Below are 17,244 nucleotides of genomic sequence, written 5' to 3' on the forward strand. Positions count from 1 at the left end.
ACTCCCATTACGAAGCTTCATCACTACTACAACTGACTCAGCCATCCTTAACACCATCTCCAAAGCCTTATGTTTCGGCACTTGTACTTTGAATACTTACTTAACTCAGTAAGAGTTATAAGGACTTCTCAAGTTGTGTCATTAATCTCTACAAACTCGCTGACGCCTGAGACCCCGATGGTTGAAAACTTTCGGATTTTCGCTAGTTTGACCTCTAGTTTTCTCTTGTCTACTGCGTTGTGTAGCACATCGACTTCCACTACCAATATCATTTCAGGGCTATCACGTTCACCATTTGGTTTCGGCTCGGATGTTTCGCTGTCTACGCTTTACTACTGTCGTTACCTTCAGCAGCACAAGACTCGCTATATGGTGGAGCTAGCTACTCCTTCCATAACAGGACTTTCACCCGTAAGATTAATGCACCTTATCTTGACGCACACACAAATTAAATGATTGACTCCATGAATTTTAGTACTAAAACCACCTTTGCTTCTACCTAAAGCTGCTTCCTCTTGATTACCTTTAATATATCCAGATGAGCAAGCATGTGCTCTTACAATAGTTGCATCAATCATCATTGATTCCATATCTACATCTACTTTAACATGATCCATTAAAGCTTCCCATATACCTTTGTATAATGGTCCCAATATTTTGGACAGAAAAATAAGAAAAATGAGATAGAATTCTTTAGCAAACAAGGAGAGCTAGAGATGAAAAAACAAGTAAGGCAATATAGTGCTGAGGAGAAAGCCAAAATTGTCATAGAAGCAATTAAGGGAGAGCTAACAATAGCCCAGATAACCAGTAAGTATGGTGTTCATGCAACACAGATCAGTAACTGGAAAAAACAAGGTCTTGAGTTGTTAGTACAAGGTTTTAAGAATAAAACACAGAGTGCTGATCCAAATCAGCAGGGGTTAATCAAGAATCTATATACGTTAATTCGGGATAAGGATTAGTAAAAATAGCAGACATATATACACTACGAAGAGCAATTAATGTATGAATTCACAGAAATGCAATTTATACATATCCAAAATCTTGTATTAGTTATAGCTAAAGCATTTTTACTAATCCTTATCCCGAATTAACGTAAATTGATTACAATAACGTGAATTATGATAAGTTTGTATAAAAATATTTATAGAATTCAAGAAAATACATACAAATCTTTAACAGAAAAATAGATTATTCGTCTTAAAGTTGAGTGGATCGCAATGCTAAAATTTCCCTATGTATCCATAATGTCATATTTGGAATTGCTGGTTTGAAAGAAGGTTTTATTTTTACCATAGCTCACCACCAACAGTTTGTTTATGTTATTACATAATGCTTAGCATTTTGTTTGGTGCTTACGTCAAACTCAGGTTATCTTAGATAATTTATCCAACTTTGACTACTTTTTTAACTATTCCTCTACGAAAAACTTATTCCATATCCTTTTACTTACCTTCCTTCTATGACATATTTGGAATCGCTGTGAGCGTGGCAATGGCAATTAGAATTTCAGGCAAAAATTAGTTGTGCTTACTATTATATTTACTATAATAAACTATTTGAAGCTTTATCTTAAAGGGCAGATATTACGTAAATTAAGGATGGTTATGTATAGAATTAACTTTATTATTATAATCTTATCTTTCATACTTACAGGTTGTCTTCCAGCTATTTTTACTGCATCCACTAGTTCTACTATCGCTGCTGCAAAAGATCAGTCCATTGCCGAAACAATTGATGACGTAAAAATATCGGCAAAGATCAAAGCTTCTTTTATAAAAAATAGTTTCAGGGGATTATATACTAAGATTAAGGTTGAGGTAGAACGGGGTAGGGTGCTACTGACTGGAATCATAGACAAAAAAGAAGATGCATTAAAAGCTGTAGAACTTGTCTGGGATGTAACAGGAGTTAGTGAAGTTATTAATGAATTGATAATAGATAAAAAAAGTGATCATTTTGACTTAGTACAATACACTAAAGATGCTATGATTACTAGTCAGATTAAAGCTCGGCTTTTTATTAAGCGAGATATAAAGTGGGTAAATTACACCATTATTACAGTTAATAATATAGTATATATATTTGGTATAGCAAGGTCTGAAGAAGAGCTAGAAATGGTCACTTCTATTGCTTCTCAGATTAATGGGGTGGAAAGAGTAATCTGTCACGTTAAAATGAAGGAAACTAAAAAGATTAATAATGAACATGATATAAATGAAAGTGAAATTTAGATATATTCTTTTGTTGCTAGTTTGTTGTATGGGGCTTAGTTCTTGTTCTACTTCATCAAAGACTAGCATATATAAAAAATTATCTCAGGAAGATCCTAAAAATACTCATTATAAGGGACATTATAAGATAGGCAAAAAATATACTATCAAAGGTAAAACTTATAAGCCTAAGGAAGATGTTAATTGTGATCAAATAGGTATGGCATCTTGGTATGGTTTCAAGGATAATACCCATGGGAAAAAAACAGCCAATGGTGATACCTATAATAAACATATGCTAAGTGCAGCTCATCGTAGTTTACCGCTGCCTAGTTTGGTCAAAGTTACTAACTTAAGTAATAATAAGTCCCTGATTGTGATGGTTAATGATCGTGGGCCTTTTAAAAAAGACCGTATTATAGATGTTTCAGAAAAATCTGCTAAGATTTTAGGATTTAAAAGACGTGGTATAACAAAGGTTAGAGTGCAATATATGGGTAAGGAGACTAAAGAATTTTTGCATAATATTGCTTTAAGACCGAAGGAAAATTGTATTGCCCAAAGAAAAGTAGCCAATCCTAAATGTAGCGTTAATTGTCATATAAAATTAGTAAATCTAAAACATAAATTGACAGTTAATCCTTGATTTAGTTTCATTCCTGTGTAGGATGTCACCCCTGCGAAAGCAGGGGTCTAGATTCCGCACCGAAGCTGGAATGACGAAAAAGTTAGGATAACGTTTTTTATGGGATGGCATAAAGTTTGTAAATAGTTGAGAATATAGAGGAGTCATAGATGATTGTTCCTGGGAAATATAAACTAAACAGTACTCAATATCTCGAATCTTATAGAAAAATATTGTTGCTTAGAAGATTTGAAGAAAAATGTGGACAATTATACGGTATGGGTCTAATAGGTGGGTTTTGTCACTTATATATTGGACAAGAAGCGATAATTACTGGTATAAATTTAGTAAAACAGGCGGGTGATAATACTATTACCAGTTATAGGGATCATGCTCATATTATTTCAGCCGGGACTGAAGCAAAATATGTGTTAGCAGAGCTAATGGGTAAAGAAACTGGTTGTTCGAAAGGCAAGGGTGGTTCAATGCATATGTTTGATGTACAAAACAAATTTTACGGTGGGCATGGCATTGTAGGAGCCCAGGTGCCCATAGGTACTGGTCTGGCTTTTGCTGAAAAATATCGAAATACTGATAATGTGTGTTTTACCTTTTTAGGAGATGGGGCAGTTAACCAGGGGCAAGTATATGAAGCTTTTAATATAGCGGCATTATGGCATTTACCGATAATTTATATTATTGAAAATAATCAATATTCAATGGGTACCTCAGTAGCCCGTTCGACCTTTATGACTGACCTTTACAAGAAAGGGGAGTCGTGTGGTATTACTGGCTTTAAAGTAAATGCTATGTCATTAGAATCGGTTTATGATTATGCTCGGCAAGCTGCAGAGTTTACAAGAAATGGTGGCGGACCAATAATATTAGAAATGGATTGTTATCGTTATCGAGGACACTCAATGTCTGATCCAGCCAAATATCGTACTAAGGAAGAAGTGGAAATCTATAAAGAACAAGATCCCTTATCACAAGTGAAAGATATAATCTTAGCTAACAAATATGCTAGTGAGCAGCAGTTGAAAGAAATTGACAAAGAGGTCAAAGATATTATTGCAGAAGCAGTTGAGTTTTCAGAAAGCTCGGCCTTACCGGATGAGAAAGAATTATATACTAATATTTATGTTGTGAATGAGTAGGAAGATGTTACAAATAACAGTACGGGAAGCTTTGCGTCAGGCAATGCAGGAAGAGATGTTGAAGGATGACAGCATCTTTATTATGGGAGAGGAAGTTGCTGAGTATCAAGGAGCATATAAGGTAACCCAAGGATTGTTAGAGCAATTTGGAGCAAAAAGAGTAATTGATACACCAATAACAGAACATGGCTTTGCTGGGGTGGCTATTGGTGCAGCTTTTTCGGGATTGCGTCCAATTGTTGAATTTATGACATTTAATTTTGCTATGCAAGCAATGGATCAAATAGTTAATTCTGCAGCTAAGACTCATTATATGTCTGGTGGAATTATTAAATGTCCAATAGTATTTCGTGGACCAAATGGAGCAGCAAGTCGAGTTGCTGCACAACATAGTCAAAATTATACAGCTTGTTATAGTCATATTCCGGGGTTAAAAGTAGTAGCTCCCTATAGTGCAGAAGATCACAAAGGGTTGTTAATGACGGCTATTCGTGATGATAACCCAGTAATTTTTCTAGAGAATGAAATTCTCTATGGGCATAGTTTTGAAGTTCCAGAAATAATCGAGCCTATTCCTTTTGGGCAAGCTAAGAAACTTATGGAAGGTGATGATGCTACCATAGTAACATTTTCCTTGCAAGTTAAGTTGGCTTTAGATGCAGCAAATAGTTTGCAGGATAATGGTATTAACTGTGAGGTGATTGACCTTAGAACGATCAAGCCTTTGGATATAGAAACTATATTACAATCAGTCAAAAAGACTAATCGATTGGTTATTATAGAAGAAGGTTGGTTTTTTGCCGGGGTTGGGGCAACTATAGCTAGCATGGTGATGAGTCAGGCATTTGATTATCTAGATGCTCCTATAGAAATTATCTCGGCTAAGGATGTTCCCTTACCATATGCTGTTAATTTAGAGAAATTAGCCTTACCAACTATCGAAGATGTTATTAGTGCTGTGAAGAAAGTGTGTTATAGTTAAGAGGAGTAACTACAGCACCATATTGGTTGCTTTTTTGGATTGCTTCGGAGGCTTACGCCTCCCTTGCTAATAGACAGCACTAATTCAGGTTAATTGACTATATTTGTAAAGTCAATCAGTCAGTCATTTAACTAATTTTAAAATAAATGAAAATAGTACTTGCAATATTATAAAAACGCCGTATAAACCGGAACAGACGGATGAAATATCGTCATATATTATTAACAAATTTATTTATTAGGAAAAAATTTATGTCAGACGATAATGATAAATGGTTTAAAAAGATGAAGGCAAACCTAGCTAAGGAAGGATTGCCAGAAGAAACATCTACAACTACGTTTGGTTTACCTAACGAGCAGTATAAGGAATGGGTAGCTGAGAATACTAAATGCTTTAAAGAGATAAAGGAGAAATTAGCTCAGGAAGAATTGGCAAAGTCAGAGCTATTGGAAAATCATGTACGTATGTTGAGCGATGATAATCGTATCTCAGAAATCAGTAAAAGCTTATTTGGTCGTGAAAACGGATTTATAGACAAGGGGACTGAAGCACAATTTATGAAAAATGTGAGCAATTATGTAAATGTTAAGTGTTGGGGTGCTAGTTCTGCAGTCTCTTCACCCGTTACTACTGAACCTAAAGTTTCTTCTGATGCCATCAGTAATAGCGACAATAAAGAAACTGACAGTACTGATACTGTAAGTGAAATAACTGTAGTTACAGAACTAGCAAGTGATAGAGAAGATTCATCTATAATTTTGCCTCCTTCTGAGAATGCGGATAATACTAATGAACTTGAGAGCGAAGACGAATCATATGATGACCTAGTATCTTCTTCTGATGAGAGTAACATTGATATCCCTAAATATACAGAAGTAGAACCAACAGGTTCATTAAAGGGTGTCGAGTCAATCATTTAATTTGTGTGTGCGTCAAGATAAGGTGCATTAATCTTACGGGTGAAAGTCCTGTTATGGAAGGAGTAGCTAGCTCCACCATATAGCGAGTCTTGTGCTGCTGAAGGTAACGACAGTAGTAAAGCGTAGACAGCGAAACATCCGAGCCGAAACCAAATGGTGAACGTGATAGCCCTGAAATGATATTGGTAGTGGAAGTCGATGTGCTACACAACGCAGTAGACAAGAGAAAACTAGAGGTCAAACTAGCGAAAATCCGAAAGTTTTCAACCATCGGGGTCTCAGGCGTCAGCGAGTTTGTAGAGATTAATGACACAACTTGAGAAGTCCTTATAACTCTTACTGAGTTAAGTAAGTATTCAAAGTACAAGTGCCGAAACATAAGGCTTTGGAGATGGTGTTAAGGATGGCTGAGTCAGTTGTAGTAGTGATGAAGCTTCGTAATGGGAGTGGAGCGAAGGGCTGACAGAAAGGTAAGAACGTAAGAGGGAAACAATGACCGTACACAGCATAGACGGAAATACATGGTCAACGAAACTTGAGCGTATAAAGTTGCTATCATCACAAAATCAAGACATAAAGTTTAATAATCTTGGACATATTATTGATTTAAAGATGTTAGAAGAACAATATAAGGAACTTGATAGCAAGAAAGCTGTAGGAATAGATGGTATAACCAAAGCGGTTTATGGTAAGAAGTTGGAAGCAAATTTGCTCTCGCTCCTTACTAAAATTCGCAAGGGGCAATATCAAGCTAAACCTGCACGAATTACATTGATTCCAAAAGAAGATGGAGGCAAAAGACCTTTGGTAATATCATGCTTTGAAGACAAGATAATCGAGTCGGCAGTAAGCAAGATATTAAACTCAGTGTTCGAGCCAATATTCTTAAAATGTTCTTACGGGTTTCGACCTAAATTAAACGCCCATGATGCACTTAAGGAGTTGAATAGACTTACGTATAACTTCAATAAAGGAGCTGTAGTTGAAATTGATATAACTAAGTGCTTCAATTCAATCAAACATTCTGAGTTGATGGGATTCCTAAGAAAGAGAATATCTGACAAAAGATTCCTAAGACTAGTTATGAAACTGATGGAAACACCAATTATAGAAAACGGCATTACAGTTACTAACAAGGAAGGATGCCGCCAAGGGTCTAAAACATCACCAATTTTGGCAAATGTCTTCCTACATTATGTTATTGACTGTTGGTTTGCTAAAATCAGCAAGGAAAACATAAGAGGGCAAACTGGAATGGTGAGGTATTGTGACGATATGGTGTTCGTCTTTGAGAATGAAGAAGACGCGAGGAAGTTTTATGAGGTTTTGCCCAAAAGATTAAACAAGTATGGCTTGAACATCAATGAAGCTAAATCGCAGATGATTCAGTCCGGTAGATACCATGCTGAGGACTTAGCTAAGCAAGGTAAGAAGATCAAGAGTTATAATTTTCTTGGCTTTACTTGCTATTGGGGTAAATCAAGGTTTGGTAACATATGGAGATTAAAATATACCACAAGGAAAGATCGATTTACCGAGAAGCTTAAAGGGCTAAGAGAATATCTACGAAGTCACCTTAATGAGAGGGGCAAAGAACAGATATTATTGCAAGTCATTAGAGCTACAAAGGGGTGGATCAATTATCATGGTATATCAGATAATCAAAGACGAGTAAGTTCATTTATTCACCAAACTAGGCGAGCAATATATGGGTGGTTTAATAGAATGGGTGGGAAGCGTAAGATGAATTGGCAAAGATTAGCTGAAATACTCAAAAGGGTCGACTTTCCAAATAAGTGGAAGACCATTTCAATGTTCTAAAACCAACAAAAAAAAATAGGGTACAAGCCTATCTTACCTTTCGGGAGCCGGATGCGGTAGCTCTGCATGTCCGGTTCTGAGGAGGGGCTTAACCAAGCAATTGGTTAGGTCTACTCACAAAGTTCATTTTTTATTGTCCCAAAATTTGGTTAAAACCTCCGGCTTCAGCCGGAAAAGACTTCAGTCCTTGTTCTAAAATATTTCAATTTACTAATGTTATCATATATATTATTCTCTGAATAGAGAATAATATATATGACTGATTATAGTAAGTCTAGCCACACCGTATTTTACCACCGCTTCCATATCGTTTGGATTACTAAGTATCGATACAAAGTACTCACAGGTAACCTCAGGATTAGAATTAGAGAAATTATTGCTCAGGTAGCAGAATATCTTGGTATCAAAATCATCAATGGAATATTATCTGCCGATCATGTCCATATTATGGCTGAAATTCCACCTCATATATCCATTAGTCAGTTTGTTAAAGCAGCTAAAGGACGTTCATCATATAAAATTCAGCAAGAATTTCCTGAAATTAGAAAAACTTACTGGGGACGCCACTTTTGGGCTAGGGGCTTCTTTAGCTCAACCAGTGGTAATGTCACTGATGATATAATCAATAACTACATTAACAATCATTCAGATGCACATCAGCCTAATAATGTAATGAATATCTCTTTAGAGTAAATCCGTGACTTCTAGTCGCAACTTCAACCTACCAGCTTCAGCTGGTTAGTTATTGAGTTTCCAATAAATCATATTTAAAATCTCCACAAAGTATTTCAAATTGATTTAAAGCTAAAGACCAATCTTTAATAGGCATGGTCCATTTTTTGGCTGCATTTTGTAGGGATAAAAATATTATTTTTTGAATTGACTTATCATCTGGAAACACCCCCTTATTTTTGATAATTTTTCTAATTTGACGATTTACAGATTCTATAGTGTTAGTAGTATAAATTACCTTTCTGTTCTCTTCAGGAAAGGCAAAAAACGGTATTATCCCAGACCAATTACGTTGCCAAATATCAGAAATTACCGGATATTTTTTATCCCATTTTACACCAAATTGCTGAAGTTTTAAACGTGCCATTTCGTCATTATTAGCTGTATAAATTTGTTTTAGATCTGATGTGACCTCTTTTAAATCTTTATATGATACCAATTGCAATAATTAACGCAGTGGTGTAAAATGGGTTTTTAACTGATAAAGGTACTCAAATGGCTAGGTTAATATTACCACAAGGTTTTCATGGTCATGATTTTATAAAAATGATGAAACATGAGCCGCATGGTCGAAATCGTATACGTTTATTGGCGATGTATCACCTTCAATTAGGCAAATCTTTAAAAGCCATATCTGAAATAGTGAAGTCACACTGGAAAACTGTGCAATCATGGCTCAGAAGATTTAGGAATCATGGTTTTGAAGGATTATTTGAATCACAAAGAAGCGGCGCCCCTAGGAAGATTAACACTATACAAGAGTCTGCTCTTTTTGATAAAATCAATACGCTCAGTGAAAGTAAAACTGGTGGGTATATAACTGGAAAGGAGCTACATATCATGTTACTTGAGGAATATGGTGCTAAATGCGCTTTAAAAACAGTCTACAATACTATGCACCGCCTTGGTTTTAGCTGGATTACTTCTCGTTCAATGCATCCAAAGTCAAATCAAGAGACTCAAAATACATATAAAAAAACTTCCCAGACATGTTAACAAAATTATTACCAAAAAATATCGATAGATGTAAAGTTGATATATGGTCTCAGGATGAAACTCGAGTTGGGCAACAAGGTAGCTTAACTCGTATATGGGCTAAGCGTGGCACTAGACCCCGTAAAGTTCGGCAACAGCAATTCATTTCAACATATATTTATGGAGCTGCTTGCCTGATACAGGAGAAGCTTTTGCATTAATTTTACCATATGCAAACACACAGGCAATGAATAAATTCTTAGAAGAGCTTTCTCGCAGTATTCAAGGCAACCGACATATAGCTTTACTAACGGATAATGCAGGTTGGCACACAGCCAAAAAACTAACTGTGCCAAGCAATATCACTTTGATACCGCTTCCGCCCTATGCACCGGAACTTAATGCAATGGAACAAGTTTGGGAATGGATCAAAAATCATTTCTTGTCTAACCAATGTTATGGTGTATATGAAGATATCGTCACTATGGCTTGTTACGCTTGGAATCAATTTGCTCATAATGTAGATTTAGTAAAATCAATTATGTATAGAGACTGGATAAACACACCGTGTTAATTATTGCAATTGGTATAATTTCTCCTTTTGTTATATTATATTTTTATATAACCTTTGAAAAATTTACACACTTATTTGTACAGAGCCAAAACATTAGATAAAGTTATGCAGTTTTGCTGCAGGTATACATTGTTTTCATTATTTACCTATGGCTTTGATCATATCAAAAATGCTTTTTATCAATCTACAACAGCCATAACGCAGCTAATATCCACATTATTAATACCTCCCAAACAAAAACTTTTTTCTATCCTAATACCATCTTTACAAAAATTGTAGGGTACTATGGTATAATCCTCAATTAATACCAAAAGGGCTGAGGAGATTTAATGGATTTGATGAGAAAGTGATATCCCTTTATGGTCGCGGTATGACAGTCAGCGAGATCCGAGGGCATTTAGAAGAAATATATCAAACTGATGTATCTGGTGACTTGATATCCACCATAACAGATGGGGTGATAGAAGAAGTAACTAGGTGGCAAAATCGTTGTTTATACCAATTGCAATAATTAACACGGTGTGTTTATCCAGTCTCTATACATAATTGATTTTACTAAATCTACATTATGAGCAAATTGATTCCAAGCGTAACAAGCCATAGTGACGATATCTTCATATACACCATAACATTGGTTAGACAAGAAATGATTTTTGATCCATTCCCAAACTTGTTCCATTGCATTAAGTTCCGGTGCATAGGGCGGAAGCGGTATCAAAGTGATATTGCTTGGCACAGTTAGTTTTTTGGCTGTGTGCCAACCTGCATTATCCGTTAGTAAAGCTATATGTCGGTTGCCTTGAATACTGCGAGAAAGCTCTTCTAAGAATTTATTCATTGCCTGTGTGTTTGCATATGGTAAAATTAATGCAAAAGCTTCTCCTGTATCATGGCAAGCAGCTCCATAAATATATGTTGAAATGAATTGCTGTTGCCGAACTTTACGGGGTCTAGTGCCACGCTTAGCCCATATACGAGTTAAGCTACCTTGTTGCCCAACTCGAGTTTCATCCTGAGACCATATATCAACTTTACATCTATCGATATTTTTTGGTAATAATTTTGTTAACATGTCTGGGAAGTTTTTTTATATGTATTTTGAGTCTCTTGATTTGACTTTGGATGCATTGAACGAGAAGTAATCCAGCTAAAACCAAGGCGGTGCATAGTATTGTAGACTGTTTTTAAAGCGCATTTAGCACCATATTCCTCAAGTAACATGATATGTAGCTCCTTTCCAGTTATATACCCACCAGTTTTACTTTCACTGAGCGTATTGATTTTATCAAAAAGAGCAGACTCTTGTATAGTGTTAATCTTCCTAGGGGCGCCGCTTCTTTGTGATTCAAATAATCCTTCAAAACCATGATTCCTAAATCTTCTGAGCCATGATTGCACAGTTTTCCAGTGTGACTTCACTATTTCAGATATGGCTTTTAAAGATTTGCCTAATTGAAGGTGATACATCGCCAATAAACGTATACGATTTCGACCATGCGGCTCATGTTTCATCATTTTTATAAAATCATGACCATGAAAACCTTGTGGTAATATTAACCTAGCCATTTGAGTACCTTTATCAGTTAAAAACCCATTTTACACCACTGCGTTAATTATTGCAATTGGTATTATAATGCGTCACAAACAAAATGAAGCAATGAATCAAGCAATAGATTTATTAATAAATAATGATACAGATATATCAACTTTATTTAAAGAGGATGGTTTATTAAAACAATTAACCAAAAGGCTTGTAGAGAAGGCATTGCAGTCAGAGATGAATAATCACTTAGGATATGATAAATATTGTCATACTGATAGCAATAATGTTCGTAATGGTAGTAAAGTAAAGAATCTAGTAACAAATAATGGAGTTGTAGAGATTGGGGTTCCAAGGGATAGAAGTAGTACATTTGAACCTGCATTAATTCCGAAGCGTCAAAGACGTATTGAAGGATTTGATGATAAAATAATATCGTTATACGCTAAAGGAATGAGCTTATCTGATATTAAGATTCAAATGCAAGAATTGTATGGAGCTGACGTTAGCGAAAGTTTGATAAGTCAAATTACTGATGATGTAATTGAGGATGTCAAGATATGGCAAAGCCGACCATTGGATCGAGTATATGCTATAGTATTTTTTGACTGTTTAGTAGTAAAAGTACGTCAAGATAAACGAATTATCAATAAGTCTGTATATGTAGCATTAGGTATTGATTTATCTGGAAGGAAGGATATTTTAGGATTGTGGAACAGTGAAAATGAAGGAGCTAAATTTTGGCTTGGTAATTTTACTGAGATGAAGAACAGAGGTATGCAAGACATGCTTATTGCTTGCAGTGATAATTTAACCGGTATGTCTGAGGCAATAGAAGCAGTTTTTCCGAAAACCGAACATCAATTATGTATTGTACATCAGATTAGAAATAGTTTAAAATATGTATCATATAAAGACCGAAAAGAATTAGCGGCTGATTTAAAGCCTATATATACTGCTAGCACAGAGGAAGAAGCACATCTTGCTTTAGAATCTTTTGAAGCTAAATGGAGTAAACAGTATCCACAAATTGCTAAATCTTGGTATGTTCATTGGGAAAATTTAATGGTTTTTCTAGAATACCCTGAGGCGATAAGGAAAGTAATATACACAACTAATAGTATAGAATCTGTCAATAGCCAATTACGTAAGGTTACTAAGAATAAAAGGGTTTTTCCAAATGATAATGCCGTTTTTAAGACCTTATATTTGGCAATTGATTATATGACCAAGAAATGGGTTATGCCGATTCCGAACTGGAACGCAGCTATGGCTCACTTTTTGATAAAATTTGAAGGTAGAATTTAAGCCCTATGAAAAATTTACACACTTAATTAGAAAGGCTCAATGTTTTTGCTAGTATGAATTTTTTATACATTTGGATTCCATACTATGCAAATACCATCAATTACTATTGAGCAAGTAGCTCAGCAATTTAAAGCCTGGCGTCAAACTAAAACTAATAAGTTTGATCCTATACCAAACCATCTAAAGGAATTAGTTTACCAATTACTCCATCATTATTCTTACCAAGAGATAGCTAAACATCTTAATATTAATAAAGCAACAATCAGTTCAATTAAAAAAGCCCATGAGCCTACCCTCAAAACTTCTCCTGTCTCAACTTCAAATCAAGCTCTACAACAAAATATTAATTTTCTCCCATTTCAACTATTATATTCTATAGATACCGATCCTGTAGCTGCCCCCAAACAAAATCACTATACTTGTCACATTATTAAACCAAATGGTACCAAACTTATTATCCAAACACTAGAACCAAAAACCATAATTCAGACATTTTTATGTTGCAACTAACCCCGGCGTCAGTTATTTTTGTTACCACTATTGCCATCGATTTTCGCAAAGGTATCGATGGCTTAATCGCTGTTTGTAGACAAAAACTTTCTTCTGACCCTCTTAATGGTTCCTTGTTTTTATTCTATAATAAAAACAGAACTGCCATTAAAATTTTGTCCTTTGACGGTCAAGGCTTTTGGCTATGCTCTAAACGCCTATCCAAAGGTAAATTTACCGCAAAACTTTTCCCATCTGATAATTCATCTTATCAAATTTGTTATAGAACCTTACACATTCTTATTCATAATGGTAATCCTAGTTCTGCCAAATTCTCTAATGATTGGCTTCCTGTCGTTTAAGCTGCTGTCTCGATTAATTCCGTATTATTCATATATCTTGCATAGGCAAAAGGCGTATAATTCGCAGGACTTATATCGACTCTACTAAACTTCCTGCTTGCCCTAATTTAAGAATTAATAGACATAAAGTATTCAAAGACATAGCAAAAAGAGGTAAGACTTCCACTGGGTGGTTCTTTGGTTGTAAGCTACATATTGTCATTAACAGTTGCGGAGAGATTATGAGTTTTTCTTTAACTCCAGGAAATGTTGATGATAGAGCAGTGGTAGAAAATTTAGTAGATAAATTACAAGGCTGGCTTTTTGGTGATCGTGGGTATATCAGTAAAAAACTCACTCAATCCCTTGCTAATCAAGCTTTAGAACTAATAACAAAAATTAAAAGTAATATGAAAGAAAGAATAATAGATCCTATTAAAAAGCGGTTTTTAAATAAAAGGTATATTATTGAAACCATTAACGATCAACTAAAAAACCTTTGTCATATAGACCATACAAGCCATAGATCTGTTATGAATTTTCAAACTAACGTATTAGCTGGACTGCTTGCCTATGTTTTTAAGCCTAATAAAATTTCTGTAGCTTTTGGAAAATTAAACAATCTCAACCTTCCTCTTACATCAAACTGAGGTTATATTATGCATTTTGTTATAAAAATACCTACCTTATACTACTTCACACCACTCTAAATCAACCATTCTTCTTCATCTTCTCAAAATTGTAGGGTACTTATATCTTTAAATTATGATATAAGTAATGGTAAGAGGGTGATTTGAGGGGTACTTGATTGAGATAATCGAGCATAGAATAAGTACCCTCTTACAAAGTTTGCTTTGAACAAATTGCAGAAGGTGTTGGAAGTAGCAGCCTTGCACAATAAGACGAAGGAGATTATATCATGAGTAAAATAATAGGTCTAGATGTAAGTAAACAATGGCTTGATATATGTGTATATAATACAAGCGATAAACTAAATATCATCGTTTTGCCAATGATGCAGCTGGTCATGAAGAGGTGATTAAATTAGCAAAAGAGCAAGAGATTAAGCTAATAATATGTGAACCCACTGGAGGATACGAAGCTGAGATTTGTCAAAAGCTGTATAATAATAAGCAACAAATACATAAGGTCAATACATATAGTTTTAATTCTTTTAGTAAATCGGTAAATTTGTGTAAAACTGATAGGAAGGATGCATTTAAATTAGCATATTATGGTGATAAGATGCAGCTTTCAGCGAATTATATATATCAAGTTGAATCAGAGAATTTGAAGAGATATAAGCAAAGACGAGAAGATTTAGTATTAATGCTTAGCAATGAAAAGAAAAGACTACATCATAGTATTGATGGTATTGATAAAGATAGTATAGAAAAACACATTAAATTCTTACAAAATGAAATAGCTGAGCTTGATAAGAAGTTAAACAAAACAATAGATGAGTCAGAAGAGTTAAAAGAGAAGGTAAAAATATTAGAGACTGTACCTGGTATTGGTAAATGTTTGGCTACAAAACTAATTAGTTTTGTACCTGAATTAGGGGATAAAAATTATAGTAGTAATGAATTGTCAGCAATTGTGGGGATAGCTCCGTACGCCCGTGATAGTGGTAATAAGCAAGGACGAAGATTTATTAGGGGAGGCAGAAAAATACCACGGGATGCTTTATACATGGCGGTATTAACTGGCAAAAATGGTTTTCAATATTTAAAAACTTTATACAATAGGCTTGTTAATAATTTTAAACCTAAGAAAGTTGCGATAGTTGCTTGTATGCGTAAGCTACTTGAAGTTTGCCATAAACTTATTCAACAAAAACGTTGTTTTATTATTTAGATAAATATTTTTTTGAAAATTTAGATAAAAGATAATTGCTATGGATTCCAGTTACTAATTTATATGAATGGCGTGACAAGGCTTTAAGTAATCTATACCAAGTGTTTATACCAGAAAGTGAGTATATTAAAAAGCAAAAGCTTGTATTACAGGAGATTGAAGATCTACACAAAATTATAGGAGAAATAACAATAGAAAATAATTATCTCAAAAAAAAATTATTGAGATAGATAAAAAAGATAGATTGAAGATGATAGAGTTAGGCAGTAATGTATCTGTACGCAAACAAGCTCTATTGCTATCGATATGCAGATCGGGGCTTTATTATAAATCTATAATTAATGATTATGCAGAAACTGCTAATTTGCTCAATGAAATATATTTGGCTTCTGATTGTCGTTATGGATATAGAAAAATTACAGCGGAACTCAAAGCTTCTGGTATAAAAGTTAATAGTAAAAAAATACTTAGAATAATGCAAGATATGGGATTGCAGGGCTTATATCCAAAGAAACAATGTAATACTAGGCTCTGTGAACAAAATTTTAATTGTTTAGATTTTGAGTATTTTTAAGCGAAAATTAATAAGATTTTTGCCGGAATAGTTAGTTCTATTTCAAAAAAATCTTATAATTTGCAGCTAAAAAGAGTCGAAATCTAAACAATTAAAATTTTGTTCACAGAGCCTAGTACATTCTGGTAGCGAGGGAGGGATTTGAACCCCCGACATGCGGATTATGATTCCGCCGCTCTAACCAACTGAGCTACCCCGCCATGATTGAAAGAGCTTCAATAGACCTCTTGCATAACCTAATCTAATTGGTAATTTTGTTGTTAAAACTCGTCTCCGTTCCTCACATACATCTTAGTACACTGCGATACTCGACTTAGTTTTCCCTAAAAATTCCTCAATTATCTTTAGGTTATGCAAGAGGTCTAATACAAAAAAAGTAAGCATCTACCATTTCGCTTTAAAAACTGTTTTTTGAAAACACTAGGAGGTTGCCTGCGATATAGTCAATTAACCTAATTTAGTGCCAAATAAGCATCCATCGTGCTGTCTATTAGAAGGCGTTAGCCGACAAAGCAATCCACTCTTTTATGGATTGCTTTGTCGGCTAACGCCTTCTCGCATGACGGCTTTCCAATTATTACCTTCTTAAACTGACGCATATGCACAATGACGTTGACCACATACGATTTTTAAAATGCATGCCTAGTATCTTTAACGTTTAGAGAACTGAGTACTTTTTCTAGCTTTATGCTTACCATATTTTTTCCGTTCTACAACTCTTGAATCTCTTGTTAAGAAGCCAGATTTGCGTAGAATACTGTGAAATTCTGGGGCGATTTTATCAAGAGCTCTAGCAACGCCATGTAATACAGCCCCCATTTGTCCTGATTTCCCGCCACCTTTGACAGTACATATTATATCATATTGTCCAGAAGTTTTGGTTACAACGAATGGTTGTAAGAGAGATTTGGTATGAGATTCACGAGTAAAATATTGCTCAACATTTTTTTTGTTAACAATTACTTTACCACTACCACTTTTTAACCAAACTCTAGCAATCGCATTTTTCCTTCTGCCTGTACCGTAAACCTTGTTATCACTGTTTTTTGCAGATGGTTTTTGCTTAACTAACTTACTCTGAACTGGACTGTTCTTAGTGTTTTCACTTTGAAACTTCAATGTTGTCATAATTC

19 protein-coding genes, 1 tRNA gene and 5 pseudogenes are annotated in these 17,244 nt (G+C 34.8%); 19 read left to right on the forward strand and 6 right to left on the reverse strand.

Annotated features, from left to right (window positions below; translation table 11 throughout):
• Window positions 1-458: 458 nt before the first annotated feature.
• Window positions 459-638, reverse strand: a pseudogene (locus tag NBW66_RS08335) (IS5/IS1182 family transposase); the annotation flags it as partial.
• A 78-nt stretch (window positions 639-716) separates the two neighbouring features.
• Between NBW66_RS08335 and NBW66_RS08340 the strand changes: the two are divergent.
• The 8 genes and pseudogenes from NBW66_RS08340 (at window position 717) to tnpA (ending at window position 8,414) form a co-directional block, all read left to right on the forward strand.
• Complete coding sequence (locus tag NBW66_RS08340) at window positions 717-965, forward strand: transposase (protein ID WP_250310692.1); 249 nt, start codon at window positions 717-719, stop codon at window positions 963-965.
• A 639-nt stretch (window positions 966-1,604) separates the two neighbouring features.
• A complete protein-coding gene (locus NBW66_RS08345) occupies window positions 1,605-2,237 on the forward strand; it encodes a BON domain-containing protein (protein WP_250312167.1) in 633 nt (210 codons plus the stop codon).
• 4 nt (window positions 2,238-2,241) lie between these two features.
• A pseudogene (locus NBW66_RS08350) lies at window positions 2,242-2,862 on the forward strand (septal ring lytic transglycosylase RlpA family protein); the annotation flags it as partial.
• 149 nt (window positions 2,863-3,011) lie between these two features.
• Entirely contained in the window at window positions 3,012-3,998 is a 987-nt protein-coding gene (pdhA, locus tag NBW66_RS08355) for a pyruvate dehydrogenase (acetyl-transferring) E1 component subunit alpha (RefSeq protein ID WP_250310693.1), read from the forward strand.
• Between the two features lie 4 nt (window positions 3,999-4,002).
• On the forward strand, window positions 4,003-4,980 hold the full coding sequence (locus tag NBW66_RS08360) for a pyruvate dehydrogenase complex E1 component subunit beta (RefSeq protein ID WP_250310694.1): 978 nt from the start codon (window positions 4,003-4,005) through the stop codon (window positions 4,978-4,980).
• A 251-nt stretch (window positions 4,981-5,231) separates the two neighbouring features.
• Window positions 5,232-5,900, forward strand: a complete 669-nt coding sequence (locus NBW66_RS08365; RefSeq protein WP_250310695.1) for a hypothetical protein — start codon at window positions 5,232-5,234, stop codon at window positions 5,898-5,900.
• 492 nt (window positions 5,901-6,392) lie between these two features.
• The gene (locus NBW66_RS08370) at window positions 6,393-7,721 is read left to right on the forward strand and encodes a reverse transcriptase domain-containing protein (protein ID WP_250310618.1); all 1,329 of its coding nucleotides are present in this window, start codon (window positions 6,393-6,395) and stop codon (window positions 7,719-7,721) included.
• A gap of 255 nt (window positions 7,722-7,976) precedes the next feature.
• Window positions 7,977-8,414 (forward strand): IS200/IS605 family transposase, encoded by a 438-nt coding sequence (tnpA, locus tag NBW66_RS08375; RefSeq protein ID WP_250310592.1) that lies wholly within the window; start codon window positions 7,977-7,979, stop codon window positions 8,412-8,414.
• A 49-nt stretch (window positions 8,415-8,463) separates the two neighbouring features.
• Here tnpA and NBW66_RS08380 read toward each other — a convergent pair whose 3' ends face one another.
• The gene (locus tag NBW66_RS08380; protein ID WP_250310696.1) at window positions 8,464-8,898 is read right to left on the reverse strand and encodes a transposase; all 435 of its coding nucleotides are present in this window, start codon (window positions 8,896-8,898) and stop codon (window positions 8,464-8,466) included.
• A gap of 50 nt (window positions 8,899-8,948) precedes the next feature.
• Here NBW66_RS08380 and NBW66_RS08385 point away from each other — a divergent pair, with 50 nt between their 5' ends.
• The 5 genes and pseudogenes from NBW66_RS08385 to NBW66_RS08405 form a co-directional block, all read left to right on the forward strand.
• Complete coding sequence (locus NBW66_RS08385) at window positions 8,949-9,449, forward strand: helix-turn-helix domain-containing protein (protein ID WP_250310542.1); 501 nt, start codon at window positions 8,949-8,951, stop codon at window positions 9,447-9,449.
• Window positions 9,443-9,649 (forward strand): hypothetical protein, encoded by a 207-nt coding sequence (locus NBW66_RS08390; protein ID WP_250310697.1) that lies wholly within the window; start codon window positions 9,443-9,445, stop codon window positions 9,647-9,649. Before NBW66_RS08385 ends, NBW66_RS08390 begins: the two co-directional genes overlap by 7 nt.
• On the forward strand, window positions 9,619-10,002 hold the full coding sequence (locus NBW66_RS08395) for a transposase (RefSeq protein WP_250310698.1): 384 nt from the start codon (window positions 9,619-9,621) through the stop codon (window positions 10,000-10,002). Before NBW66_RS08390 ends, NBW66_RS08395 begins: the two co-directional genes overlap by 31 nt.
• A 129-nt stretch (window positions 10,003-10,131) precedes the next feature.
• A complete protein-coding gene (locus tag NBW66_RS08400; RefSeq protein WP_250310699.1) occupies window positions 10,132-10,281 on the forward strand; it encodes a hypothetical protein in 150 nt (49 codons plus the stop codon).
• Window positions 10,282-10,291: 10 nt separating this feature from the next.
• A pseudogene (locus tag NBW66_RS08405) lies at window positions 10,292-10,498 on the forward strand (transposase); the annotation flags it as partial.
• 15 nt (window positions 10,499-10,513) lie between these two features.
• Here NBW66_RS08405 and NBW66_RS08410 read toward each other — a convergent pair.
• The gene (locus tag NBW66_RS08410) at window positions 10,514-11,074 is read right to left on the reverse strand and encodes an IS630 family transposase (protein WP_250310543.1); all 561 of its coding nucleotides are present in this window, start codon (window positions 11,072-11,074) and stop codon (window positions 10,514-10,516) included.
• Entirely contained in the window at window positions 11,068-11,568 is a 501-nt protein-coding gene (locus tag NBW66_RS08415; RefSeq protein ID WP_250310542.1) for a helix-turn-helix domain-containing protein, read from the reverse strand. Before NBW66_RS08415 ends, NBW66_RS08410 begins: the two co-directional genes overlap by 7 nt.
• A 67-nt stretch (window positions 11,569-11,635) precedes the next feature.
• On the opposite strand from NBW66_RS08415, the gene NBW66_RS08420 reads away from it, so the two are divergent.
• The 6 genes and pseudogenes from NBW66_RS08420 to NBW66_RS08445 form a co-directional block, all read left to right on the forward strand.
• Window positions 11,636-12,850, forward strand: a complete 1,215-nt coding sequence (locus tag NBW66_RS08420; protein ID WP_250310665.1) for an IS256 family transposase — start codon at window positions 11,636-11,638, stop codon at window positions 12,848-12,850.
• Between the two features lie 84 nt (window positions 12,851-12,934).
• Window positions 12,935-13,360 carry a hypothetical protein gene (locus NBW66_RS08425; RefSeq protein WP_250310639.1) on the forward strand — a complete coding sequence of 142 codons (426 nt, stop codon included), beginning with the start codon at window positions 12,935-12,937 and terminating at the stop codon, window positions 13,358-13,360.
• Window positions 13,348-13,701, forward strand: coding sequence for an IS66 family insertion sequence element accessory protein TnpB (gene tnpB, locus NBW66_RS08430; protein WP_250310638.1), 354 nt, complete (start codon window positions 13,348-13,350; stop codon window positions 13,699-13,701). The genes NBW66_RS08425 and tnpB overlap by 13 nt, the downstream gene beginning before the upstream one ends.
• A 71-nt stretch (window positions 13,702-13,772) precedes the next feature.
• Window positions 13,773-14,330, forward strand: a pseudogene (locus NBW66_RS08435) (IS982 family transposase); the annotation flags it as partial.
• A gap of 385 nt (window positions 14,331-14,715) precedes the next feature.
• Window positions 14,716-15,537, forward strand: a complete 822-nt coding sequence (locus tag NBW66_RS08440) for a transposase (RefSeq protein WP_250310700.1) — start codon at window positions 14,716-14,718, stop codon at window positions 15,535-15,537.
• Between the two features lie 44 nt (window positions 15,538-15,581).
• A pseudogene (locus NBW66_RS08445) lies at window positions 15,582-16,078 on the forward strand (IS3 family transposase); the annotation flags it as partial.
• Window positions 16,079-16,234: 156 nt separating this feature from the next.
• Here the strand turns inward: NBW66_RS08445 and NBW66_RS08450 are convergent.
• Both NBW66_RS08450 and rpsI read right to left on the reverse strand, forming a co-directional pair.
• Window positions 16,235-16,311 (reverse strand) — tRNA-Met (locus NBW66_RS08450).
• A 451-nt stretch (window positions 16,312-16,762) separates the two neighbouring features.
• Window positions 16,763-17,239, reverse strand: a complete 477-nt coding sequence (gene rpsI / locus NBW66_RS08455) for a 30S ribosomal protein S9 (protein ID WP_250310701.1) — start codon at window positions 17,237-17,239, stop codon at window positions 16,763-16,765.
• Window positions 17,240-17,244: the final 5 nt, after the last annotated feature.

It is taken from the genome of Rickettsia endosymbiont of Oedothorax gibbosus, assembly GCF_936269705.1.
Lineage (GTDB): Bacteria > Pseudomonadota > Alphaproteobacteria > Rickettsiales > Rickettsiaceae > Tisiphia.